Annotated in this window: 21 protein-coding genes; 19 read left to right on the top strand and 2 right to left on the bottom strand. The window is 64.0% G+C overall.

All coding sequences use genetic code 11. The features are described from left to right. The 8 genes from IVB54_RS05660 (at nucleotide 1) to IVB54_RS05695 (ending at nucleotide 8,815) form a co-directional block, all read left to right on the top strand. Nucleotides 1–1,203, top strand: a complete 1,203-nt coding sequence (locus IVB54_RS05660) for a pyridoxal phosphate-dependent aminotransferase (protein WP_007596745.1) — start codon at nucleotides 1–3, stop codon at nucleotides 1,201–1,203. Nucleotides 1,204–1,363: 160 nt separating this feature from the next. Next, a complete protein-coding gene (locus IVB54_RS05665) occupies nucleotides 1,364–1,843 on the top strand; it encodes a DUF992 domain-containing protein (RefSeq protein ID WP_026232551.1) in 480 nt (159 codons plus the stop codon). A gap of 168 nt (nucleotides 1,844–2,011) precedes the next feature. Then, entirely contained in the window at nucleotides 2,012–4,060 is a 2,049-nt protein-coding gene (locus tag IVB54_RS05670) for an elongation factor G (protein WP_026232552.1), read from the top strand. 358 nt (nucleotides 4,061–4,418) lie between these two features. Continuing rightward, nucleotides 4,419–4,691, top strand: a complete 273-nt coding sequence (locus IVB54_RS05675) for a helix-turn-helix transcriptional regulator (protein WP_007614761.1) — start codon at nucleotides 4,419–4,421, stop codon at nucleotides 4,689–4,691. Nucleotides 4,692–4,800: 109 nt separating this feature from the next. After that, on the top strand, nucleotides 4,801–6,555 hold the full coding sequence (locus IVB54_RS05680) for a SulP family inorganic anion transporter (protein WP_247296238.1): 1,755 nt from the start codon (nucleotides 4,801–4,803) through the stop codon (nucleotides 6,553–6,555). A 94-nt stretch (nucleotides 6,556–6,649) separates the two neighbouring features. Beyond that, nucleotides 6,650–7,483 (top strand): shikimate dehydrogenase, encoded by an 834-nt coding sequence (locus IVB54_RS05685; protein WP_204512354.1) that lies wholly within the window; start codon nucleotides 6,650–6,652, stop codon nucleotides 7,481–7,483. Nucleotides 7,484–7,549: 66 nt separating this feature from the next. Further along, nucleotides 7,550–8,176, top strand: coding sequence for a hypothetical protein (locus tag IVB54_RS05690; protein WP_085348798.1), 627 nt, complete (start codon nucleotides 7,550–7,552; stop codon nucleotides 8,174–8,176). Nucleotides 8,177–8,191: 15 nt separating this feature from the next. Then, complete coding sequence (locus IVB54_RS05695) at nucleotides 8,192–8,815, top strand: hypothetical protein (protein ID WP_026232553.1); 624 nt, start codon at nucleotides 8,192–8,194, stop codon at nucleotides 8,813–8,815. Between the two features lie 116 nt (nucleotides 8,816–8,931). Here the strand turns inward: IVB54_RS05695 and IVB54_RS05700 are convergent, their stop codons facing one another. After that, nucleotides 8,932–10,068 carry an alpha-hydroxy acid oxidase gene (locus IVB54_RS05700; RefSeq protein WP_247360980.1) on the bottom strand — a complete coding sequence of 379 codons (1,137 nt, stop codon included), beginning with the start codon at nucleotides 10,066–10,068 and terminating at the stop codon, nucleotides 8,932–8,934. Nucleotides 10,069–10,202: 134 nt separating this feature from the next. Here IVB54_RS05700 and IVB54_RS05705 point away from each other — a divergent pair, with 134 nt between their 5' ends. The 11 genes from IVB54_RS05705 (at nucleotide 10,203) to IVB54_RS05755 (ending at nucleotide 21,452) form a co-directional block, all read left to right on the top strand. Further along, entirely contained in the window at nucleotides 10,203–10,370 is a 168-nt protein-coding gene (locus IVB54_RS05705; RefSeq protein ID WP_018453553.1) for a hypothetical protein, read from the top strand. A gap of 219 nt (nucleotides 10,371–10,589) precedes the next feature. Then, the gene (gene glmM, locus IVB54_RS05710) at nucleotides 10,590–11,933 is read left to right on the top strand and encodes a phosphoglucosamine mutase (RefSeq protein ID WP_018453554.1); all 1,344 of its coding nucleotides are present in this window, start codon (nucleotides 10,590–10,592) and stop codon (nucleotides 11,931–11,933) included. 251 nt (nucleotides 11,934–12,184) lie between these two features. After that, nucleotides 12,185–13,435 (top strand): MFS transporter, encoded by a 1,251-nt coding sequence (locus IVB54_RS05715; protein WP_247296232.1) that lies wholly within the window; start codon nucleotides 12,185–12,187, stop codon nucleotides 13,433–13,435. A 235-nt stretch (nucleotides 13,436–13,670) separates the two neighbouring features. After that, nucleotides 13,671–14,516 carry an outer membrane beta-barrel protein gene (locus IVB54_RS05720; protein WP_240543166.1) on the top strand — a complete coding sequence of 282 codons (846 nt, stop codon included), beginning with the start codon at nucleotides 13,671–13,673 and terminating at the stop codon, nucleotides 14,514–14,516. 128 nt (nucleotides 14,517–14,644) lie between these two features. Beyond that, on the top strand, nucleotides 14,645–15,562 hold the full coding sequence (locus tag IVB54_RS05725; protein ID WP_085348794.1) for an outer membrane beta-barrel protein: 918 nt from the start codon (nucleotides 14,645–14,647) through the stop codon (nucleotides 15,560–15,562). Between the two features lie 68 nt (nucleotides 15,563–15,630). Next, nucleotides 15,631–16,221, top strand: coding sequence for a glutathione S-transferase family protein (locus tag IVB54_RS05730; protein WP_018453558.1), 591 nt, complete (start codon nucleotides 15,631–15,633; stop codon nucleotides 16,219–16,221). A 25-nt stretch (nucleotides 16,222–16,246) separates the two neighbouring features. Continuing rightward, complete coding sequence (locus IVB54_RS05735) at nucleotides 16,247–16,711, top strand: GNAT family N-acetyltransferase (protein WP_018453559.1); 465 nt, start codon at nucleotides 16,247–16,249, stop codon at nucleotides 16,709–16,711. A gap of 171 nt (nucleotides 16,712–16,882) precedes the next feature. Next, the gene (locus IVB54_RS05740) at nucleotides 16,883–17,074 is read left to right on the top strand and encodes a hypothetical protein (protein WP_240543165.1); all 192 of its coding nucleotides are present in this window, start codon (nucleotides 16,883–16,885) and stop codon (nucleotides 17,072–17,074) included. A gap of 79 nt (nucleotides 17,075–17,153) precedes the next feature. Then, on the top strand, nucleotides 17,154–18,326 hold the full coding sequence (locus IVB54_RS05745) for a phosphoserine transaminase (RefSeq protein WP_247296226.1): 1,173 nt from the start codon (nucleotides 17,154–17,156) through the stop codon (nucleotides 18,324–18,326). Nucleotides 18,327–18,538: 212 nt separating this feature from the next. Then, on the top strand, nucleotides 18,539–20,128 hold the full coding sequence (gene serA / locus IVB54_RS05750) for a phosphoglycerate dehydrogenase (protein WP_247337608.1): 1,590 nt from the start codon (nucleotides 18,539–18,541) through the stop codon (nucleotides 20,126–20,128). A gap of 151 nt (nucleotides 20,129–20,279) precedes the next feature. After that, the gene (locus IVB54_RS05755; RefSeq protein ID WP_007596708.1) at nucleotides 20,280–21,452 is read left to right on the top strand and encodes an acetyl-CoA C-acyltransferase; all 1,173 of its coding nucleotides are present in this window, start codon (nucleotides 20,280–20,282) and stop codon (nucleotides 21,450–21,452) included. Here the strand turns inward: IVB54_RS05755 and IVB54_RS05760 are convergent. Further along, nucleotides 21,443–22,444: a hypothetical protein gene (locus IVB54_RS05760; protein WP_247360982.1), complete on the bottom strand. Its 1,002-nt coding sequence runs from the start codon at nucleotides 22,442–22,444 to the stop codon at nucleotides 21,443–21,445. The two genes, IVB54_RS05755 and IVB54_RS05760, sit on opposite strands and share 10 nt — an antisense overlap. Nucleotides 22,445–22,563: the final 119 nt, after the last annotated feature.

The following is a 22,563-nucleotide window of genomic DNA, read 5'->3' on the forward strand; positions in this document are numbered from 1 at the left end:
ATGTCCTTCCTTGCCGCTGCGCTCGACCGTGTGAAGCCGTCCGCGACCATCGCGGTCACGGATAAAGCACGTGCGCTGAAAGCGGCGGGCCGCAACGTCATCGGTCTCGGCGCCGGCGAGCCCGACTTCGACACGCCCGCGAACATCAAGCTGGCCGCGATCCACGCCATCGAAGCCGGCAAGACCAAGTACACCGCGGTCGACGGCATTCCCGAGTTGAAGGAAGCCATTATCGCCAAGTTTCAGCGCGAGAACGGCGTCGTCTACAAGGCGAACCAGATCATCGTCGGCACCGGCGGCAAGCAGGTGCTCTACAACGCGCTGATGGCAACCATCAATCCGGGCGACGAGGTGATCATCCCCGCGCCGTACTGGGTCAGCTATCCCGAGATGGTGGCGCTCGCCGGCGGCGAGCCGGTGCCGGTGGTCTGCACCGCCGCGACCGGCTTCAAGCTCCAGGCCGAGGCACTCGAGCGCGCGATCACGCCGAAGACCAAATGGGTGATCCTGTGCTCGCCGTCGAACCCGACGGGAGCTGCCTACACCAGGACCGAGCTGAAGGCGCTCACCGACGTGCTGGTCAAGCATCCGCATGTGTGGGTGATGACCGACGACATGTACGAGCACCTCGTCTATGACGACTTCCAGTTCACCACGGTCGCGCAGGTCGAGCCGAAACTCTACGACCGCACGCTCACCGTGAACGGCGTGTCGAAGGCCTATTGCATGACCGGCTGGCGCATCGGCTATGCCGGCGGTCCGGCGCAGCTCATCAAGGCGATGTCGACGATCCAGTCGCAGTCGACCTCGAACCCGTCGTCGATCGCGCAATGGGCCGCGGTTGAGGCGCTGAACGGTCCGCAGGACTTCATCCCCGCCAACAACAAGGTCTTCAAGGAGCGCCGCGATCTCGTCGTCTCCATGCTGAACCAGGCCAAGGGCATCGAGTGCCCGCGGCCCGAGGGCGCCTTCTACGTCTATCCGTCCTGCGCCGGCACCATCGGCAAGACCGCGCCGTCGGGCAAGGTGATCGACAATGACGAGACGTTCGTCACCGAACTGCTGGAGACCGAAGGCGTCGCCGTGGTGCAGGGTTCGGCCTTCGGCCTCGGCCCCGCGTTCCGCATCTCCTACGCGACCAAGACCTCGGACCTCGAAGACGCCTGCAAGCGCATCCAGCGCTTCTGCGGCAATCTGCGCTGAACTCACAGACATGAAGTGACATCAAAGGGCCCGCGCAATGCGGGCCCTTTTTCTTTCAAGTCTGCACGATCTGGCGCCACCGGAACTGTTGTGGCATAGACCATCGCGCGGCGTGTGCCGCGCCTCCATGCTCGCATCACATTCATCGCCGGAGATATTCATGCGCCGTTCACTCCTCCTCGCCGGGCTTGCCGTTGCGAGCCTCGTCGCCTCCGTTACGGGCGCCAGCGCGCAATCGCGGATGGTGCAGGTGGGCGTGCTCGAATGCCGCGGCGGCGCCAGCGTGGGCTTCATCGTGGGATCGGTGACCCATCTCGGTTGCGTGCTGCGCGTCGATGGTTTGCCGGACGACCGTTACGTTGCGACGATCCGCAAGGTCGGTCTGGATATCGGCATCACACAGGAGACGGCTTTGGCGTGGGGCGTGTTCGCGCCGGTGAACCGGCTCGGCCCGGGCGACCTCGCCGGCAACTACGCCGGTGCGCAGGGCAGCGCCTCGGTCGGTGTCGGTCTCGGCGGCAACGTGCTGGTCGGCGGCTCCAACAATTCGATCGCGCTCCAGCCGCTCAGCGTGCAGGGCCAGGTCGGCCTCAACGTCGCCGCCGGCCTCGAGAGCCTGGAACTCCGCCCGGGACGTTGAGACTCGGCGCCAGCCGAAGCGCTCCTCCTCAACCTCTCTCCGGGAGAGGAGGAAATACCGACGACGCACCGCAGCGATTTTTGATGCTTGCCAAATCTCGGGGACGGGCAGAGCATCAGCGTTTGCCGACCCAATCATGGGCCGAGCTCCACACCAAGGAGGCGGCGAATGGGACAAGACGTCAGAAGTCCCCGAGGTCCACGGTGCATCGCGCTGGTGGGCCCTTTCCAAAGCGGTAAAACCACACTTCTCGAAGCCATCCTGGCGCGAACGGGCGCAATCCCGCGCGCCGGCAGCGTCGATGCCGGAACCTCCGTCGGCGACGCCACGCCAGAGGCCCGTCATCACAAGATGACCGTCGGGCTGACTGCCGTCACCACGAGTTTCATGGGCGACAGCTACACCTTCCTCGATTGTCCCGGTTCCGTCGAATTTGCCCACGACATGCGCGCCGCGCTGCCTGCGGTCGATGCCGCAATCGTGGTCTGCGAAGCCGACGAGAAGAAGCTGCCGCAGCTTCAGATCATCCTGCGCGAGCTGGAGGAGCTGGAGATCCCGCGTTTCCTGTTCCTCAACAAGATCGACCGCGCCAACAAGCGCATCCGCGAGACGCTCGAGATGCTCCAGCCCGCCTCGCGCGTACCGCTGGTGCTGCGCCAGATCCCGATCTGGAAGGACGAACTGATCGAGGGCTTCGTCGATCTCGCGCTGGAGCGTGCGTTCATTTACCGCGAGCACAAGGCCTCCGAAGTGGTCGCGCTCCAAGGCGGCGATCTCGATCGCGAGAAGGAGGCCCGCTTTTCGATGCTGGAGAAGCTCGCCGATCACGACGATGCGCTGATGGAGCAGCTGCTCGAGGACATCCAGCCGCCGCGCGATGCCGTGTTCGACGATCTCGCCCGCGAATTGCGCGACGGGCTGATCTGCCCCGTGCTGCTGGGCGCCGCCGCACGCGAAAACGGCGTGCTGCGTTTGATGAAAGCGTTGCGCCACGAGGCGCCCGGTATCGCGGAAACGGCAAAACGTCTCGGCGTTCCCGAAACGAGGGACGCCCTCGGCTTCGTCTTCAAGACGTTGCATTCGCAGCACGGCGGCAAGCTGTCGCTGACGCGCATGCTCGCTGGCCATCTCGACGACGGTGCCACGCTGCAAGCCTCCTCCGGAGGGGCCAGCCGCATCTCCGGCATCCTCGCCGTCACCGGGGCCTACGACACCAAGCGTACCGCGGCGGAAGCCGGCGATACGGTGGCGCTCGCCAAGCTCGACCCGATCAAGACCGGCGACACGGTCTCGAGCGGCAAGATCCAGCCGGCAGCGCTAACCGCCGTAGAACCCACTCCGCCGGTGCTCGCGATCTCGGTTGCGGCCACCGACCGCAAGGACGACGTCAAGCTCGGCCAGGCGCTGATGCGGCTGCACGAGGAGGACCCCTCGCTCGTCTTCGTGATGAACGCGCAGACCCACGACACCGTGCTGTGGGGTCAGGGCGAGATGCACTTGCGCGTCGCGAGCGAGCGGCTGCGCGATCGTTTCGGCGTCAAGGTCGCTTCGCATCCCCCCGCGATCGGCTATCAGGAAACCATCCGCAAGCCGATCGTCCAGCGCGGCCGCCACAAGAAACAGTCTGGCGGGCATGGCCAGTTCGGCGATGTCGTGCTCGACATCAGGCCGCTGCCGCGCGGCGAGGGCTTCAAGTTCGCCGAGAAGGTGGTCGGCGGCGCGGTCCCGCGCAACTACATCGGCGCGGTGGAAGAGGGGGTCATCGACGGGCTCGCCCGCGGCCCGCTCGGTTTCCCGGTCACCGATTTGCAGGTGACGCTGACCGACGGCTCCTATCATAGCGTCGATTCCTCCGACCTCGCCTTCCGCACGGCGGCGCGGGTCGGGCTCACCGAGGGCCTGCCGCAATGCCAGTCGGTGCTGCTGGAGCCGATCCATGTGGTCGAGATCGTCTGCCCGACCGACGCCACCGCCAAGATCAATGCGATTCTGTCGGCACGGCGCGGCCAGATCCTCGGCTTTGACACCCGCGACGGCTGGAGCGGATGGGACTGCGTCCGCGCCATGATGCCGGAAGCCGAGATCGGCGAATTGATCGTTGAGTTGCGCTCGGCCACGGCAGGCGCCGGCAGCTTCACCCGCCAGTTCGACCACATGGCCGAAGTCACGGGGCGCGCCGCCGACCAGATCATCGCAGCGCATCAGCACGCGGCGTGATCGGTCTGCCGAAGTAAGGGACGCATCACTGTCTCACTCCCTCTCGCCGTTCTTACGGGGAGAGGGGTGGGGTGACGGGCTTCACAATGGGCGTGGCGAAGGTTGGACTCACGCTGCTCCTCCCAACCGTCAGTGTGAGCGCAGCGACTTGTCCGCCGAAGCTTTAGCGAAGGCGGAAGCAATCCAGTCTTTCCGCGGAGGAATTCTGGATTGCTTCGTCGCTTCGCTCCTCGCAATGACGGTGGAGACGGATGGCTCGCATGGCGAGCTTCCCCTTGCGTTCGGTCGTTTATGATGTATTTTACATCATTGTGCATGTTCCAGACATCATTTATAATCTTTCATACGTGAGGCCAAGGTGATCACGTCGTTCCAGATGCGGGCAGCGCGTGCGCTGCTCGGCATTGACCAGAGGGCCTTGGCGGAGCTCGCAGGCGTTTCGCTGCCGACCATTCAGCGGATGGAGGCGAGCACCGGCAATGTCCGCGGCGTGGTCGAGACCTTGATGAAAGTGGTCGAAGCCTTTGATCGCGCCGGCGTCGAGCTGATCGGCGAACAGGCGCGCAGCGAAGGCGGCGGACGCGGCGTTCGGCTCAAGGAGCCGGGGCCGCCGCGTCGGGTGGGAGCATGATCCCGCAATGATCATGCTCGGGAGCAGTCTTAACTAACGCACCGTCGCGCCCCGATACGCGGCCGCACGATGCATCGGAGCGTTGTGGGCAGCGGAGCATTTTGCTGAAATGAGCATCACAGGCGAACACGCAGGCAAGCTGCACCAGCCTCGTCGGCCGACCTTTACCGAACTCTATCTGCCAAAGCTCGTCACCGTATGGCGCGAGGGCTATGGCTTATCGGATTTCCGTGCCGATGTGTTCGCGGGCCTCACGGTCGCGATCGTCGCGTTGCCGTTGTCGATGGCGATCGCGATCGCTTCGGGCGTGACGCCGGACCGCGGACTCTACACCGCTGTTGTCGGCGGCTTCATTGCGTCACTGCTCGGCGGCAGCCGATTCCAGATCGGCGGTCCGGCCGGCGCCTTCATTGTGCTGGTTGCGGCGACCGCCGACCGTCACGGGGTTGACGGCGTGGTCCTGGCCACGCTGATGGCGGGCCTGTTCCTGATCGCTGCGGGCTTCCTGCGGATCGGCACCTATATCAAGTTCATTCCATATCCTGTGACGGTTGGCTTCACGGCCGGCATCGCCGTCATCATCTTCGCCAGCCAGCTGCGCGATCTCGGCGGGATCACGCTCCTCGCGAAGGAGCCCAGCGAATTCGTCCCGAAACTCGTCGCGCTTGCCGGGGGCCTGCACACCGTCAATCCGTCGGCCGTCGCGGTTGCGATCGTCAGCATTGCCATCATCGCCGGCCTGCGACGCTGGCTGCCGTCCTGGCCCGGTATCCTGATCGCGGTCGTGCTCGCGGCGGTCGCATGTGCCGTGCTGTCGCTGCCGGTCGAGACCGTCGGATCGCGCTTCGGCGGCATTCCGCGGGAACTGCCCTCGCCAGCCTTGCCTGCATTCTCGCTCGCGAAGGCGACCGCCGTGCTGCCCGATGCGATCTCCTTCGCACTGCTCGCCGCCATCGAATCGCTGCTGTCGGCGGTGGTGGCCGACGGCATGACCGGACGCCGTCACCGCTCCAATTGCGAGCTGGTGGCGCAAGGTGCCGCCAATGTCGGCGCGGCGGTGTTCGGCGGCATCTGTGTCACGGGGCTGATCGCGCGCACGGCGACCAACATCCGCGCCGGCGCGCGGGGGCCGCTCGCGGGCATGCTGCATTCGGTTTTCCTGCTGCTGTTCATGCTGATCGCAGCGCCGCTCGCGAGCTACATCCCGCTGGCCGCGCTCGCCGCCGTGCTCGTCGTGGTGGCCTGGACCATGGCGGAGAAGCACGAATTCGCGACGCTCCTGCGCTCGTCATGGGGCGATGCCGTCGTGCTGCTCGCAACCTTCCTGCTCACCATCTTCCGCGATCTGACCGAGGGCATTCTGGTTGGCTTCGCGCTTGGCGCGGTCCTGTTCATCCATCGCATGGCGGAAATGACGGGCATCGAGGAACGATCGCCACTGGTGGCCGCCGATCGTCCCGATGACGATAATGGCGGGCGCGTGCCTTACGACCCCGCACTCGCGGTCGATCGCGACGTGCTGGTCTATCGCATCACCGGCGCGTTCTTCTTCGGCGCGGCCTCGGCGATCGGCAGCGTGCTCGACGGCATCGCCGACAAGCGCAAGGGTTTTATGGTCGATTTCGCCGACGTGCCGTTCCTGGATTCGACCGCGGCCAACGTGCTCGGCCGCGTCGCCGCCAAGGCCCACCGCCAGGGCATCCGGCTGTTCATCACAGGGGCGTCGCCTGCGGTCCGCCGTGCGCTGCTCACCCATGGCGTCACGCCGCCACGCGCGCGCTATCGCGAGACCATCGCGCGTGCGGTCGCCGACATCAAGGGCGGCGCGGCGCTGCCCGCGGGTGGTGAGGCGGGCACGACCTGACGTCGAGCCTCTCCCGAGACGGCCCCGCGCGCTTGACAGCGCCTGCGGGACGCGAAATGGATCGCCTCCGAAACCACCCCAGGGGAGGACGACCGTGACCAAGGCTCCCGCAGCCTGCCTGATCGGATGGCCGGCCGCGCATTCGCGCTCGCCGCTGATCCATCGTTATTGGCTGCGCACGCTCGGGATCGAGGGCGGCTATGTCATCGAGGCGGTTCCACCCGATAATTTGCGTGACTTCGTCCTGCGGCTGTCGCTGCGCGGCTTCGTCGGCGCCAACGTCACCATCCCGCACAAGGAAGGCGTGCTCGAGCTGTCGACGCCCGATGCCCGCGCGCGAGCGGTCGGTGCGGCCAACACGCTTTGGTTTGCAGACGGCGAGCTGCGCTCGACCAACACCGACGTCGAGGGCTTTATCGGCAATCTCGATGCCAGCGCGCCCGGCTGGGACGCAGCCGAAGAGGCGCTGGTGCTCGGCGCCGGCGGCTCCTCGCGCGCCATCGTGTTCGGGTTGCTTGAACGCGGCATCAAGCGCGTCCATCTCGCCAATCGCACCGTCGGCCGGGCCGAGATGCTTGCAAGGCAGTTCGGGCCGAAGGTGCATCCTGTTGCGTGGGATGGCATCGACCACATTCTGCCGCGTGCAAAACTTCTCGTGAACACGACCTCGCTCGGCATGCACGGTCAGCCTTCACTCGACCTTGAAGTGGCGCGCCTGCCGGATGGCGCCGTGATCGCCGATCTCGTCTATGTCCCGCTGGTGACGCCGCTGCTGGCGGCCGCACAGGCGCGCGGGTTGAAGACCGCCGACGGGCTCGGCATGCTGCTGCATCAGGCGGTCCGCGGCTTCGAGCTGTGGTTCGGCCAGCGGCCGCAGGTCACGGCCGAGCTGCGTGCGCTGGTCGAGGCCGATCTCACAAAGACTTGAGAGAATAGCGCGTAATCTCCGGAGTTCTATGTCCGTAGGGACAATAGGGCGCAATCGGAGACCATCATGTCTGTTCAACGTGCAACTTTCACACGTCCGCTCATCGCCGTCGCGATGGTGGCCGTCTCGACCCTCTCGGCCCTTGCGCAAAGGGCGCCGGTGCCGACGCGCGTGCGAGGCACGATCGAAAGCGTCAATGGCGACACGATGCAGGTCAAGGCGCGCAGCGGCGAGGATGTCAAGCTGCACATCGCCTCCGACGTGAACGTGTCGGGCATTACCAGGATTTCACTTGCCGACATCAAGCCCGGCTCCTTCGTCGGCGCCACCACCGTGCCGGGACCGGACGGAGGCGCGAACGCGGTCGAGGTGCACGTGTTTCCGGAGAGCATGCGCGGCACCGGCGAGGGCTCGCGACCCTATGACCTCAAGCCCAATTCCAGCATGACCAATGCGACCGTGTCGGAGAGCGTGGTCGGCAATGACGGCCATACGCTGCTGGTCAAGTACAAGGACGGCGAGAAGAAGGTGTTCGTCGCCGACAATACGCCGGTGGTGACCTTTGTCCCCGGCGACAGATCCGATCTGAAGGCCGGCGCCAAGGTGATCGCCTTCATGAAGCAGCTGCCGGACGGCTCATTCGAAACCAACCGCGTCAGCGTCGGCCGCGACGGCCTGACGCCGCCGATGTAAATGGAGAATAACAACATGTCGAAGAGAACCTGGATATCACGCCTCGGCGTGGCCGCGTTCGCCGCCTGCATCGTCACGTCATCCGCCCTGGCGCAGCAGACGCCGACGGTCCGCATCCGCGGCACCATCGAGAGCGTCGACGGCAACACGCTCGGCATCAAGACCCGCGAAGGAACCGACGTGAAGGTGCGCATGACCGACAACGTCGCCGTCTTCGCGGTGGTGAAGACGTCGTTGTCGGAGATCAAGGACGGCTCCTATATCGGCGTCACCGGCCTGCCCGAGCCCGACGGCACCCAGAAGGCGATCGCGGTGCACATCTTCCCCGAAAACCAGCGCGGCGCGGCCGAAGGTTTTCGTCCCTGGGACGCGCGCGCCAACTCGACCATGACCAACGCCACCGTGGCGCAGACGGTGAAGGGCACCGACGGCCAGAACATCACGGTCAAGTACAAGGACGGCGAGAAGAAAGTCGTGGTGCCGCCGGACACGCCGATCGTCACCTTCGTCGCCAGCGACAAATCCGAGCTCAAGCCCGGCGCCAAGCTGATCATTTTCGGCGCGGTGAAGAAGGACGATGGTTCGCTTGAGGCCAACCGGGTGAATGTCGGCCGCGACGGGGTGACGCCGCCGATGTGAGGGCGAACGCTGAAATCTTAGGGTGGGCAAAGGCGCGAAGCGCCGTGCCCACCCTACGATTTGCGAATTGGTGGGCACGCTTCGCTTTGCCCGCCCTACGGCACTGCCGCTGCGGTTCACATCGCGATGATATGTTCGTCGATTTCGTCAATCCGGTTGACGCCGCACAGGCCCATGGTGGTGAGCAGCTCCTTCTGGATGATGTCGATCGCCTTGGCGACGCCGGCCTGGCCGCCGGCGCCAAGGCCATAGGCGTAGGCGCGGCCGATCATGCAGGACTTCGCGCCGAGCGCGAGCGCGCGCATCACGTCCTGGCCGGAGCGGATGCCGCCGTCGAACATGATCTCCATCCTGTCACCGACCGCCTCGGCGATCTCGGGCAGCACCTCGATCGATGACGGCGCGCCGTCGAGCTGACGGCCGCCATGGTTCGAGACGACGAGAGCCTGCGCGCCGGTCTTGGCGGCTTCCTCGGCGTCCTCGACGTCCAGAATGCCCTTGATGATCAGCTTGCCCGGCCAGATGCTGCGGACCCACTCGACGTCCTTCCAGTTCAACGCCGTGTCGAACTGCGAGGCGGTCCATTCGGCGAGGCGATTGAGGTCCTCGGTGTTCTTCACGTGGCCGGCGATGTTGCCGAAGGTACGGCGCTTGCCCCGCAGCACGCCGGAGACCCACGCGGGCTTTGTGGCGAAATCCAGAAATTTAGACATCGTCCACTCGGGGGGGATCGTCATGCCGTTCTTGATGTCCTGGTGGCGCTGGCCGATGACCTGGAGATCGACGGTCAGCACCAGCGCGGAGCATTTCGCCGCGATCGCGCGCTGGATCAACTCCTTGATGAAGCCGCGGTCCTTCATCACGTAGAGCTGGAACCAGAACGGCTTCTCGACATTGGCCGCGATGTCCTCGATCGAGCAGATCGACATCGTCGACTGCGTGAACGGGATACCGGCCGCTTGCGCGGCACGGCAGGCATGGATCTCGCCATCGCCATGCTGCATGCCGAGCAGGCCCACCGGCGCGAGGATTAGCGGCATGGTCGAGGGCTCGCCGAGGATCGTGGTCGCGGTGTCGCGTTTGGAGACGTCGACCAGAATGCGCTGGCGGAACTTGATCGCCTGCATGTCTTCGCGGTTGGCGCGCAGCGTTTCCTCGGCGTAGGAGCCGCGGTCGCAATAATCGAAGAACGCCTTCGGCACGCGGCGCTGATGCAGTGTGCGAAGATCGTCGATACAGGTGATGTGCTTCATGAACGTTTCCCGGCCCGTCTTGTCGGAAGAGTCTTGTATGGGAAGACTCTTGCATCGGAAGATCGAGGGGTCATCTAGCATGGTTGGATGCACAGCCAAATCGTTTGCAAATCCTTTGTGGAGAGGAGGGCGCCATGACCAGGCCGCACACCGGACCGACGCCGGAGGAGATCAAGGAGAAGCATGATCTCGAGGAAGCGCTGGAGGAGGGTCTGGAAGAGACCTTTCCGGGCTCCGATCCCGTCAGTGTCACCCAGCCGGCGCCGAGCCGCGCCGACGGCCATGTGAAGCGCTCGGACTAGGTGCCGGTTCCGCCCTGTTCCAGTATCTTCAACGGAATATAATGTTAACAAGACGTTATCGGGGCCGGGAGCCGCCCGGTTCCGTAATGATTCATCATATTTTTTGAAGCCAAGTTAGCCGTGATGGCTCTATAAGACCTCAGCAAATCAGGGATGCGGGTCCCGCTTGGGCACCCGGAGGTTGCGCTGGGGATCCCTGGTTGTTGCGTGGGGGACGATATGAGCCGCAAATATTTCGGGACGGACGGGATCCGGGGCCGCGCCAACGGACTGATCACGCCGGAGCTCGCGCTCAAGGTCGGCCAGGCCGCAGGCCTGGCGTTTCAGCGCGGTGACCACCGCCACAGGGTCGTGATCGGCAAGGACACCCGCCTGTCCGGCTACATGATCGAATACGCGATGGTCGCGGGCTTCACTTCGGTCGGCATGGACGTGCTGCTGGTCGGCCCGATGCCGACGCCCGCGGTCGCGATGCTGACCAAGTCGATGCGCGCCGATCTCGGCGTGATGATCTCCGCCTCGCATAATCTGTTCGAGGACAACGGCATCAAGCTGTTCGGGCCGCAGGGCTTCAAGCTCTCCGACGACGTCGAGAAGCAGATCGAGCAGCTGCTCGATGAGCCCATCGACAAGCGTCTCGCCCAGAGCGCCAGTCTCGGCCGCGCCCGCCGCATCGACGGCGTGCATGACCGCTACATCGAATTCGCCAAGCGCACGCTGCCGCGCGATCTGTCACTCGACGGCCTGCGCGTCGTGGTCGATTGCGCCAATGGCGCCGCCTACAAGGTGGTGCCGGAAGCGCTGTGGGAGCTGGGCGCCGACGTGATCCCGATCGGGGTCGAGCCCGACGGTTTCAACATCAACAAGGAATGCGGCTCCACCTCGCCGGAAGCGCTGTCGAAGAAGGTGCGCGAGATGCGCGCCGACATCGGTATCGCGCTCGACGGTGACGCCGATCGCGTCATCCTGGTCGACGAGCGCGGCCACATCGTCGACGGCGACCAGCTGCTCGCGGTTATCGCGCAGAGCTGGAAGGAAGACGGTCGGCTGTCGCGATCGGGCATCGTCGCCACCGTGATGTCGAACCTCGGGCTCGAGCGCTTCCTTAATGCGCAGGGGCTCGATCTCGTGCGCACGCCGGTCGGCGATCGCTACGTGCTCGAGCAGATGCTGAACGGCGGCTACAATCTCGGTGGCGAGCAGTCCGGCCACATCATCCTGTCCGACTACGCCACCACCGGGGACGGCTTCGTGGCCGCATTGCAGGTGCTTGCCGTGGTGCAGAAGCTGCGCCGGCCGGTGTCGGAAGTCTGCCACCGTTTCGATCCGCTGCCGCAGATCCTGAAGAACGTCCGTCACAAGGGCGGCAAGCCGCTCGACAATTCCGACGTCAAATCGGCGATCTCCGACGGCGAGCAGCGGCTCAACGGCCACGGCCGCCTGCTGATCCGCTCCTCCGGCACCGAGCCGGTGATCCGCGTCATGGGCGAGGGCGAGGATCGCATCCTGGTCGAGGACGTCGTCGATACCATCGTCTCGGCGCTCGGGAACGCCGCGGCCTGAACTCGCAGCCATCCTTCGAGATGCCCGCTTTCGCGGGCTCCTCAGGATGAGGTTTTGTTTCCAGGCGAAGACGTAGACCCTCATGGTGAGGAGCCCGCCACAGGCGGGCGTCTCGAACCATGCAGGCCGCAGTTTGGCCGCGAAATCTGGCGAAGCGCATTCCAGCCATGGGCGTTTGGCGGTGGATCGGTCGCCGCGCGCATCGTAACTAGCTTGTCGCGGCAATCTGCCGCGCCCGCCGGGATGCTCCAGTGAACAAGCCTGTCGTCGTCTCAGAGGAAACACTGACGGAGCCCGTCCTCGTCAGCGACGTCGCACCCGGCGCCAAAAGTGCCGCGGGGCCGGCCTATGTCGTGCTGGCCGGCATCAGCTTCTCGCACTTCCTCAACGACACCATGCAGTCGCTGATCGCTTCGGTGTATCCGATCCTGAAGGACACCTACGCGCTCGACTTCGCGCAGATCGGCATGATCACGCTGGCCTTCCAGTTCACGGCCTCGCTGCTCCAGCCGGTGGTCGGCCACTACACCGACAAGAAGGCGCAGCCCTATTCGCTGTCGATCGGCATGGCCTCGACCTTCTTCGGTCTGTTGCTGCTCAGTGCCGCCCACCAATATCTGGTCATCCTCGTCGCCGCCGCTCTGGTCGGCCTCGGCTCGGCGGTGTTTCACCCGGAGTCGGCGCGCATCGCGCGGCTCGCCTCCGGCGGCCGTTACGGTTTTGCGCAATCGGTGTTCCAGCTCGGCGGCAGTTTTGGCACCTCGATGGGACCGGTGCTCGCCGCGCTCATCGTCGTGCCGTTCGGGCAGGGCAGCATCGCCTGGTTCTCCTCGATCGCCTTCCTCGCGATCCTCATCCTCTGGCGCATCGGCCGCTGGTACGAACCGCAGATCAAGGCGAAGAAGGCGGTGGTGGATCAAGCCCATCCCGACGCGCCGAATTCGCGTCGCGTCGTCGTTGCGCTCCTCGTGCTGGTCGCGCTGCTGTTCTCGAAGCAGCTCTACGTCTCGAGCCTGTCGAGCTACTACATCTTCTATCTGATCGACCGCTTCGGCGTATCGACGCAAGCCGCGCAGATGTATCTCTTCATTTTCCTCGCAGCGAACGCGGTCGGCGCTTTTCTCGGTGGTCCCCTGGGCGATCGCTTCGGCCGCAAGATCGTGATCTGGATCTCGATCCTGGGGGCGCTGCCGTTCACGCTGGCGCTGCCCTATGCCGGGCTCTATGCGAGCGCGGTGCTGTCCGTGCTCATCGGCCTGATCATCTCCTCGACGACGTCGTCGATCATCGTGTTCGCGCAGGAGCTGGTACCGCACCGCTTCGGCATGATCTCCGGCGTATTCTTCGGTGTCGCCTTCGGCATCGGCGGCCTGGGCGCCGCCGTGCTCGGCAAGCTCGCCGACCACACCTCGATCGCGTTCGTCTACCAGGTTTGCGCCTATCTGCCGGCGATCGGCCTGCTTGCGGTATTCCTGCCCAAGCTGCCGCGGCACGCGCGTTAACATATCCTGACTTGCTGCAACGCGGCTTCATACATCGTTAGGAAATGCGGCGACGGCGTCGCATTTGGCGCTGCATTTTTGCAACGCTCGCGACGCCCGCGCGTGCGAGTTGAGAAAAAATCAACCTTAAAAATTAGGGTTAAGTGGCGCTTAAGCATTTGCTGGCATCGTCCGGGCCGTGAGTTTCCAGAACGTGAGGCGCCGTATTGCCTCACCGGCCAAAAGGACGAAGCCAATGCGTAGCGTTAAGTCTCTCCTTGCCGCGGGTGCGGCAACCCTGATCTCCTCGATGGCGTTCGCCGCCGACATGCCGATCGCGGCGCCCCCTCCGATGTACGCGCCCCCGGCTCCGCCCGCCGACTTCGGTGGCTGGTACCTGCGCGGCGACGTCGGCTTCAGCAATCAGAAGACGAGCGATCTCCACTACGGTCGCGAGTCCGCCTATTCGCAGCTCACCTCGTTCAATCAGCAGTCGTCGTTCGACACCGCCGGCATCTTTGGCCTCGGCGCGGGTTACCGGTTCAACAATTGGTTCCGCGCGGACGTGACCGGGCAGTATCGCGGCAATTCGAATTTCAAGGGAACGGATCGTTTCACCGGAACCGCGGGCGGCGTGCCCTACAGCGGGATCGATAATTACAGCGCATCCAAGTCCGAATGGCTGGTCTTGGCGAACGCGTATGTCGACCTGGGCACCTGGTGGTGCATCACGCCGTTCATCGGTGCCGGCGTTGGCGGCGCACGCGTCTCCATCTCGAACTTTACCGATACCGGCATCAACGATCTTGCGTTCTCGACGGCGAGCTTCTCGAGCGCACCAGCCGGTTCGAAGTGGAACCTGGCGTGGGCTGCCCATGCGGGTCTCGCGTACAAGGTCAATCCCAACCTCGTTCTCGAACTGGCCTACAGCTATGTCGATATGGGTGAGGGGCAAACCGGTGTCTTGTCGACCTACACCGGGGCAACCACCGGCAACGTTTTCAAGTTCAAGGACATTACCTCGCACGACCTGAAGCTCGGCGTGCGCTGGAATCTCGACAGCCCGCCGGCCTACATGCCGCCGCTCGTCACCAAGGGCTGATCGTCAGCCTCATCGCTTAATCTCTCTTAACGGCGCGGGATCATCCCGCGCCGTTTTGCTTTGCGTATTTTTCATGGCGGGCGGCGACGAAAGCCTCCGGCGCAACCATTGGTTAAGGTTAACGGGCCATGATCACGAGCGAAAGTTCGAGTTCGATGGAGCGTTCGATGCGTAGGCTTTTGTTGGCGGTGGCGATGTTGGGGACGGTCTCTGCGGCGCACGCGGCCGATCTCTCCGATCTTCCCATCCTCCGAGGCAGCTTCACCGACGGGCTGTCAAAGACGTCCCACAACTGGGACGGTTTTTATGTTGGCGGCCAGTTCGGGTTTGCCACGACCGATGTTGATTTCAGTCATGCTCCGAAGACGATGACCGACTTCATGCTTCGCAACAGCATCCTTGAGGCGCCAGTCGGCGGCTGGTCGCTGCTGCCGAGTAACCACGTGCAGTCGACCGGGTTTGGCGCCTATGTCGGCCGCAATTGGCAGCTCTACGATGCAGTGTTCGGCGTCGAGGCCAATTACAGCTACATGAAGAATATATCGAGCTCGGCAAGTGATTCCATGACACGCATTCTCGACGGTGAGACGGCGCCAACGGGCCATACCTATACCTACGTCACTTCACTCGGTGGTGGTGCTGCGCTAAAGCTGAAGGATTACGCCACCTTCCGCGGTCGGGTCGGTTGGGACGGCGGCGACTTCATGCCCTATGCCTTCGCCGGTCTGGCGATTGGGCGCGCTGAAGTTTCGCGATTCGCGACGGTGTCCTACATCAAGCATGACGACTATGACGAGTCGATTGTCCTGGGCGGTGTTACGGCGACGATCCATCGACAGGACACGATTGACACGGGTACGTTTAACAAGACTGAGCTGCGCACCAACAGCTTCATGTACGGATGGACGGCCGGTATCGGTGTCGAGTACGCGATCTGCAACAACATCCTGGTTCGCGGCGAATGGGAGCATGTCGGCTTCTCGGACGTGAAGGACATCACTGTCGGCCTGAATAACTTCCGCGTCGGCATTGGCTACCAGTTCTGAGTCGCCCGCTTCCTGTTGACAGATTCCTTCCGTCCTGATGCTCTGTCGCCGAATGCGCGGGGGCACCGATGCGGATCTACGGCGATAGCAATTCCGGCAATTGTCTGAAGGTGAAGTGGGTCTGCGACAAGCTCGCGGTGCTCTACGAGTGGATCGAGATCGACACCCGCAAGGGCGAGACCCGTACGCCGCAATTCCTCCAGATGAACGGTGCCGGCCAGGTGCCCACCGTCGCTTTCGACGACGGTCGCACGCTGGCGCAGTCCAATGCCATCATCCGCTATCTCGCGCGCGACAGTGCGCTCATTCCGGGCGACGCCTTCACTGCCGCCAAGATGGACGAATGGCTGTTCTGGGAACAATACAGCCACGAGCCCTATATCGCGGTGTGCCGCTTCCAGCTCGTCTATCTCGGCAAGGACGCCTCCGAGCTCGATCCTGAAAAGGTCAAGCGCGGCTACGCGGCGCTCGATCGCATGGAGCAGCATCTGGCGGCAAACCGCTTCTTCGCCGGTGATGACGTTTCGCTTGCCGACGTCTCGCTGCTTGCCTATACGCGCGTCGCGCATGAAGGCGGCTTCGATCTCGGTCGCTATGCCGCCATCCGCCGCTGGATCGGCGAAGCCGAGACCTTTCTCGGGCTACCCAAGGTGCGTTAGGCGCGCTTGAGGCAGGAGTAACTTTATGAACGCCGAATCTGTCTCCATTCGTCCCGCGCGCCGCGAAGATGTTGCTGCGATCGTGACGATGCTCGCCGACGATCATCTCGGGAGCGCACGCGAGCGCGTGGAAGACCCGTTGCATGCGTCCTATTACGAGGCATTCGCGCGGGTCGAGCGCGATCAAAATATCCAGCTTGTGGTTGTCGAGAGTGAGGGCAGGGTGGTCGGCTGCCTGCAGCTCGCGATCCTGCCGGGTCTCAGCTCGCAAGGCGGCTTGCGCGGTCTGCTCGAAGACGTCCGCGTCGCTTCCGATTGCCGCAGCCGCGGCATCGGCGAGCAATTGGTGCAATGGGCGGTGACGGAAGCGAAAGCGCGCGGTTGCAATCTCGTCGAACTGCTGACGCATCAGACGCGAACAGATGCGCAGCGCTTCTACAAGCGGCTTGGGTTCACGGCGAGTCACGTCGGCATGACTGTCCGCTTTTGACGCAGCACGCTATGAGCCTTGCGCGATCAGCGAAATCGGATCGCGCGTACGTTCATATTAAGAGCTGATAAACCACCGTCACGGCGTTCACGTTGGTGAAGGAACGAACGGTGCTACGGGACGTCGAAACCGGGCTCGATCGGTTCGGGGATTTCGATGACAAGCTATTCGATGATCAAGGTCGGCAACGACTACGTCGTGCAGGCCAATGACAAATGCATTTTGAAAGTCGGCAGCCGCCGCCGCGCCGCGCAATTGATCAGCGATGCCACGGGCTTGCTGAACGCGCTGGCGGTGGTCGATTCCCCCAAGATCGCACCGGAGGCGCCATCACCCGCGCGTGAGGCGCCGGAACTTCCTTGACTGGTCTTCCCGATTCCCGTATCAGCCGCGGCGGGACACCTCCCCCCAACGGGAGGCTTACTATCTGGAAGGGTAGACGATGACTGTAGCGAAGCCCGCTTCGCGGCCGAACATGCCGCATTTTTCCTCCGGCCCCTGCGCCAAGCGCCCCGGATGGAATGCCCAAAATCTCAAGGACGCAGCGCTCGGCCGTTCGCATCGCGCGAAGGTCGGCAAGACCAAGCTCAAGCTAGCGATCGATTTGACGCGCGAAGTGCTCGAAGTGCCCGCTGATTATCGCATCGGCATCGTGCCGGCCTCCGATACCGGCGCGGTCGAGATGGCGCTGTGGTCGATGCTGGGTGCGCGGCCCGTCACCACGCTCGCCTGGGAATCCTTTGGCGAGGGCTGGGTCAGCGACATCGTCAAGGAATTGAAGCTCAAGGACGTCACCAAGCTCAACGCGGCTTACGGTGAGATCCCCGACCTCTCCAAGGTCGATCCGAAGTCCGACGTCGTCTTCACCTGGAACGGCACCACCTCGGGCGTGCGCGTGCCGAACGCCGACTGGATCAGCGCGACCCGCGAAGGCCTGACCATCTGCGACGCCACCTCGGCCGCGTTCGCGCAACCCCTCGACTGGGCCAAGCTCGACGTCGTCACCTTCTCCTGGCAGAAGGCGCTCGGCGGCGAAGCCGCGCATGGCATGCTGATCCTGTCGCCCCGCGCGGTGGAGCGGCTCGAAACCTACAAGCCGGCCTGGCCGCTGCCGAAGATTTTCCGCATGACCAAGGGCGGCAAGATCAACGAAGGCATTTTCGTCGGCGAGACCATCAACACGCCGTCGATGCTCTGCGTCGAGGATTATCTCGACGCACTGAACTGGGCCAAGTCGATCGGCGGCCTGAAGGCGTTGATCGCGCGCGCCGACGCCAACACCAAGGTGCTCGCCGACTGGAAGGCTAAGACGCCCTGGATCGACTTCCTCGCCAAGGACGCCGCAATCCGCTCCAACACTTCGGTGTGCCTGAAGTTCACCGATCCCGCGATCACCTCACTCTCCGAGGACGCGCAGGCCGAGTTCAGCAAGAAGCTGGTGGCGCTGGTCGAGAAAGAGGGCGCGGGCTACGACTTCGCCTACTATCGCGATGCGCCCGCCGGCCTGCGTATCTGGTGCGGCGCCACCGTCGAGGCCAGTGATGTCGCGCTGCTGACCCAGTGGATCGACTGGGCCTTCGCCGAGACCAAGGCCGCGCTCGCCAAGGCGGCGTAGTTTTTACCTCTCCCCGTTCTTACGGGGAGAGGTCGGGTCGCGCAGCGATCCGGCTGAGGGGCTCTCTCCGCGAGCACCTCGCCTGTGGCTGCCCCTCACCCCGACCCTCTCCCCGTAAGAACGGGGAGAGGGAGAGCAAAGAGCTTCCGAGCAATTCCCCATTCCGGCCCTCAGGCCGATCTCCCTCTAGGGACGGCGAAGGACACATCTCCATGACCAAACCCAAAGTTCTCATTTCCGACGCGCTCTCTCCCGCTGCCGTGCAGATCTTCAAAGACCGCGGCGTCGAGGTCGACTTCCAGCCCAATCTCGGCAAGGACAAGGACAAGCTCGCCGAGATCATCGGCAATTACGACGGCCTCGCGATCCGCTCCGCGACCAAGGCGACCGCGAAGATCCTCGAGAAGGCGACCAACCTCAAGGTGATCGGCCGCGCCGGCATCGGCGTCGACAACGTCGAGATTCCTGCCGCCACGGCCAAGGGTATCATCGTGATGAACACGCCGTTCGGCAATTCGATCACGACCGCCGAGCACGCCATCACCCTGATGCTGGCGCTGGCGCGCGAGATTCCGCAGGCGGACGCTTCGACCCAGGCCGGCAAGTGGGAGAAGAACCGCTTCATGGGCGTCGAGATCACCGGCAAGGTGCTCGGAGTCGTCGGCTGCGGCAACATCGGCTCGATCGTCGCCGACCGCGCGCTCGGCCTGCGCATGAAGGTGATCGCGTTCGATCCGTTCCTGTCGCCGGAGCGCGCCAGGGACATCGGCGTCGAGAAGGTCGAGCTCGACGACCTCTTCAAGCGCGCCGACTTCATCACCCTGCACACCCCGCTCACCGAGAAGACCAGGAACATCATCGACGCAGCCGCGATCGCCAAGATGAAGAAGGGCGTGCGCCTGATCAACTGCGCCCGCGGCGGTCTCGTCGACGAGCAGGCCGTGGTCAACGCTTTGAATTCCAAGCACATCGCCGGCGCCGCTTTCGACGTCTTTGTCGAGGAGCCCGCCACCGCGAATGTGCTGTTCGGTCATCCCAACGTGATCTGCACGCCGCATCTCGGCGCGTCCACCACCGAGGCGCAGGAGAACGTCGCGCTCCAGGTTGCCGAGCAGATGTCGGATTACCTGCTCACCGGCGCGATCTCGAATGCCGTCAACTTCCCCTCGATCACGGCGGAAGAGGCGCCGAAGCTGAAGCCGTTCATCGCGCTCGCTGAAAAGCTCGGTTCGTTCGCGGGACAGCTCACCGAGAGCGGCATCCTCAAGGTCGAGATCACCTATGAGGGCCACGTGGCCGAGATGAAGATCAAGGCGATCACCTCCGCCGTGCTGTCGGGCCTGCTGCGGCCGATGCTGGGTGAGGTCAACGTCGTCTCCGCGCCCGTCGTCGCCAAGGAGCGCGGCATGGTGGTGGACGAGATCGTCCGCGCCGCCCAGAGTGACTATGAAAGCCTGATCACCGTCACCGTCACCACCGAGCGGCAGGAGCGGTCGGTCTCGGGCACGGTCTATGCCGACGGCAAGCCGCGCCTGGTCGACATCAAGGGCATCCGCGTCGACGCTGAATTTGGCAAGTCGATGATCTACGTGACCAACGAGGACAAGCCGGGTTTCATAGGCAAGTTCGCGAGCCTGCTCGGCGATGCCAAGATCAACATCGCGACCTTCCATCTTGGCCGCGTTGCGCCGGGCTCCGATGCCATCGCGCTGATCGAGGTCGACGGCGCGGTGCCGGCCGATCTGCTTGCCAAGGTGCAGGCTCTGCCGCAGGTCAAGCAGGTCAAGGCGCTGACGTTCTGATCCGCCGACATATTCCGACCCGCGGAACAACGCCGCCCTCTCGCGAGGGCGGCGTTTTTATTTCTCCCGCGACCGCCGGACATTGTGTACCAATGGCGCCGAGAAACCTCGACCGATGCTCCGGTCAAAATCGTTCGAAAGGGAGAAAACAATGCGTGAAGCCGTCATCGTTTCCTATGCACGCACGGGCCTCGCGAAATCCGGCCGCGGCGGGTTCAACATCACCCCGCCGATGTCGCTCGCGGCCCACGCCATTCACCACGCAGTCGACCGCGCCGGCGTCGAGAAGGACTATGTCGAGGATTGCTATCTCGGCAATTGCGCTCATGGCGCGCCGAACATCGGCCGCCAGGCCGCGCTGCTGGCGGGAATGCCGAAATCGACCGGGGGCGTCTCGGTGAACCGGTTCTGCTCGTCCGGTCTCCAGACCATCGCGATGGCCGCCAACTCGATCCGCTCGGACGGTTCCGACTGCATCGTCGCAGGCGGCGTCGAGAGCATCTCGATGCCGGGCGGCGGCACGCCGAAGGAATCGATCGATCCCGAACTGCTCAAGACGGCACCGGCGATCTTCATGGCGATGATTGACACCGCCGATATCGTCGCCGAGCGCTACAATCTCAGCCGTGAATATCAGGACGAGTATTCGCTGGAGTCGCAGCGCCGCATGGCCGCCGCGCAGCAGGCCGGCAAGTTCAAGGACGAGATCGTCCCGATGAAGACTAAGATGAAGGTGGTCGACAAGGCGACCAAGGCCGAGTCGATCGTCGATTACGTCGTCGACCGCGACGAGTGCAACCGGCCCGAGACCACGCTGGAAGGTCTCGCCAAGCTCGAGCCCGTCAGGGGCCCCGGCAAGTTCGTCACGGCCGGCAACGCCAGCCAGCTGTCGGACGGCGCCGCGGCCGTGGTGCTGATGGAAGCCAAGGACGCGGAGAAGCGCGGCCTCAATCCCATGGGCCGCTTCGTCGCCTGGGCGGCCGCGGGTTGCGAGCCGGACGAGATGGGCATCGGCCCGATCTTTGCCGTGCCGAAGCTGTTGAAGCGTCATGGCCTGAAGATCGACGACATCGATCTCTGGGAGCTCAATGAAGCCTTCGCCAGCCAGTGTCTCTATTCGCGCGACAAGCTCGGCATCGATCCCGCCAAGTACAATGTCAACGGCGGATCGATCGCGATCGGCCATCCGTTCGGCATGACCGGCGCGCGGCTCACCGGCCACATCCTCCAGGAGGGCAAGCGCCGCAAGGCGAAGTGGGGCGTCGTGACGATGTGCATCGGCGGCGGCCAGGGCGGCGCGGGACTGTTCGAAATCTACAGCTGAGATCGAGCCTCATGAATGCGGAAGGCACGGCGTCGCAAGCGCCGTGCCTTGTTGTTTGAGCACCAGGTCAGGCGTGTACTCTTTGGGTCATCGGTTTTGTGGGATGAAGCGGCTGAAGGATGGTAGTCTAAGACAAAGCTTGATGAGAGGGGAAGCGCGAGGACCGGGATGACGCACGCAGCGACATAACCTTCCGCCAGCGACGGCAGACCGAAGCTCGCCGCTGCCCACACGAGCGTGACGTTGCGGTTTCCGCTCACGAGACCGATGGTACCGGCGGTTTGCCACCCCAGTCTCGCGAACGTCATGGCAGCGAGGACGCACAGACCGAAATTGAACACGATCGCCGCGGCGAGCATCACGTCGAAACGCAGGGCGTTGCTGGTCCATTGCGCCCGTATGCCTTGCGAGGTGGCAAGCCCCACGATCATGAGCCCGACAACGGCGATCCCGGTGGCGGCGCTTTGATCGGGCAGAACAGGAATCACATGACGACGAAACCTCATGGCTAAGAAGGCCACCAGGCCTGCAGCGCCGATAATGCTGAAGAGCCGGATCGCCAGCCTGCCCATGTCGAATGCAATTCCAAGTCCGAGCACCGTGGCAAAACTCGGAATCGAGATCGGCGTGAGCAAGGTCAGTGCGATGGAAACGAGCAGTGCGAGACGTGGTCGCAAACCGAGCATTCCGGCGATCGCAGCGGCGCTTCCGACCGGCGGCGCCAGCAATGAAAGCAGAACGCCGGCCCGCAGCGCAGGATCAAGCGGAGCAAAGGACAGCAGAATCGCAGCAGCGAATGGCAGCACCAGGCCAACCCAGGCAAGCACCACGCCCATCAGGAGCGGACGAATGCTGGCTTCAGAGGGGGCAAGACCCGCCGTAAGAAACGAGCCCAGCGTCAGAAGAAATGCCGAAAAAGGCAAAAGATCGTAGCCGAGATGAGCGAAGGGAGTGATCACCAGCCCTGCGCAAAGCGAGATCACCAGGAGCATGGGTCCTTGTCCGCCAAGCGTGGACAATATCCGGCCAACGTACATATCAGCTCCTCTGGACTTACGCATCAACGACGATGCGTCTTCAGATTTCAGTCATGTCGGCCGCCATTGCGAAC

The organism is Bradyrhizobium sp. CW1 (assembly GCF_023100665.1).
Lineage (GTDB): Bacteria > Pseudomonadota > Alphaproteobacteria > Rhizobiales > Xanthobacteraceae > Bradyrhizobium > Bradyrhizobium canariense_D.

Excerpts from the sequence above, each read along its gene's own strand:
- IVB54_RS05735 (WP_018453559.1), top strand. The coding sequence starts at position 16,247 with ATGAACGCCGAATCTGTCTCCATTCGTCCCGCGCGCCGCGAAGATGTT.
- IVB54_RS05670 (WP_026232552.1), top strand. The coding sequence starts at position 2,012 with ATGGGACAAGACGTCAGAAGTCCCCGAGGTCCACGGTGCATCGCGCTG.
- IVB54_RS05730 (WP_018453558.1), top strand. The coding sequence starts at position 15,631 with ATGCGGATCTACGGCGATAGCAATTCCGGCAATTGTCTGAAGGTGAAG.
- serA (WP_247337608.1), top strand. The coding sequence starts at position 18,539 with ATGACCAAACCCAAAGTTCTCATTTCCGACGCGCTCTCTCCCGCTGCC.
- IVB54_RS05700 (WP_247360980.1), bottom strand. The coding sequence starts at position 10,068 with ATGAAGCACATCACCTGTATCGACGATCTTCGCACACTGCATCAGCGC.
- IVB54_RS05725 (WP_085348794.1), top strand. The coding sequence starts at position 14,645 with ATGATCACGAGCGAAAGTTCGAGTTCGATGGAGCGTTCGATGCGTAGG.
- IVB54_RS05760 (WP_247360982.1), bottom strand. The coding sequence starts at position 22,444 with ATGCTCCTGGTGATCTCGCTTTGCGCAGGGCTGGTGATCACTCCCTTC.
- glmM (WP_018453554.1), top strand. The coding sequence starts at position 10,590 with ATGAGCCGCAAATATTTCGGGACGGACGGGATCCGGGGCCGCGCCAAC.
- IVB54_RS05745 (WP_247296226.1), top strand. The coding sequence starts at position 17,154 with ATGACTGTAGCGAAGCCCGCTTCGCGGCCGAACATGCCGCATTTTTCC.
- IVB54_RS05680 (WP_247296238.1), top strand. The coding sequence starts at position 4,801 with ATGAGCATCACAGGCGAACACGCAGGCAAGCTGCACCAGCCTCGTCGG.
- IVB54_RS05690 (WP_085348798.1), top strand. The coding sequence starts at position 7,550 with ATGTCTGTTCAACGTGCAACTTTCACACGTCCGCTCATCGCCGTCGCG.
- IVB54_RS05660 (WP_007596745.1), top strand. The coding sequence starts at position 1 with ATGTCCTTCCTTGCCGCTGCGCTCGACCGTGTGAAGCCGTCCGCGACC.
- IVB54_RS05740 (WP_240543165.1), top strand. The coding sequence starts at position 16,883 with ATGATCAAGGTCGGCAACGACTACGTCGTGCAGGCCAATGACAAATGC.
- IVB54_RS05665 (WP_026232551.1), top strand. The coding sequence starts at position 1,364 with ATGCGCCGTTCACTCCTCCTCGCCGGGCTTGCCGTTGCGAGCCTCGTC.
- IVB54_RS05720 (WP_240543166.1), top strand. The coding sequence starts at position 13,671 with ATGCGTAGCGTTAAGTCTCTCCTTGCCGCGGGTGCGGCAACCCTGATC.
- IVB54_RS05695 (WP_026232553.1), top strand. The coding sequence starts at position 8,192 with ATGTCGAAGAGAACCTGGATATCACGCCTCGGCGTGGCCGCGTTCGCC.
- IVB54_RS05705 (WP_018453553.1), top strand. The coding sequence starts at position 10,203 with ATGACCAGGCCGCACACCGGACCGACGCCGGAGGAGATCAAGGAGAAG.
- IVB54_RS05755 (WP_007596708.1), top strand. The coding sequence starts at position 20,280 with ATGCGTGAAGCCGTCATCGTTTCCTATGCACGCACGGGCCTCGCGAAA.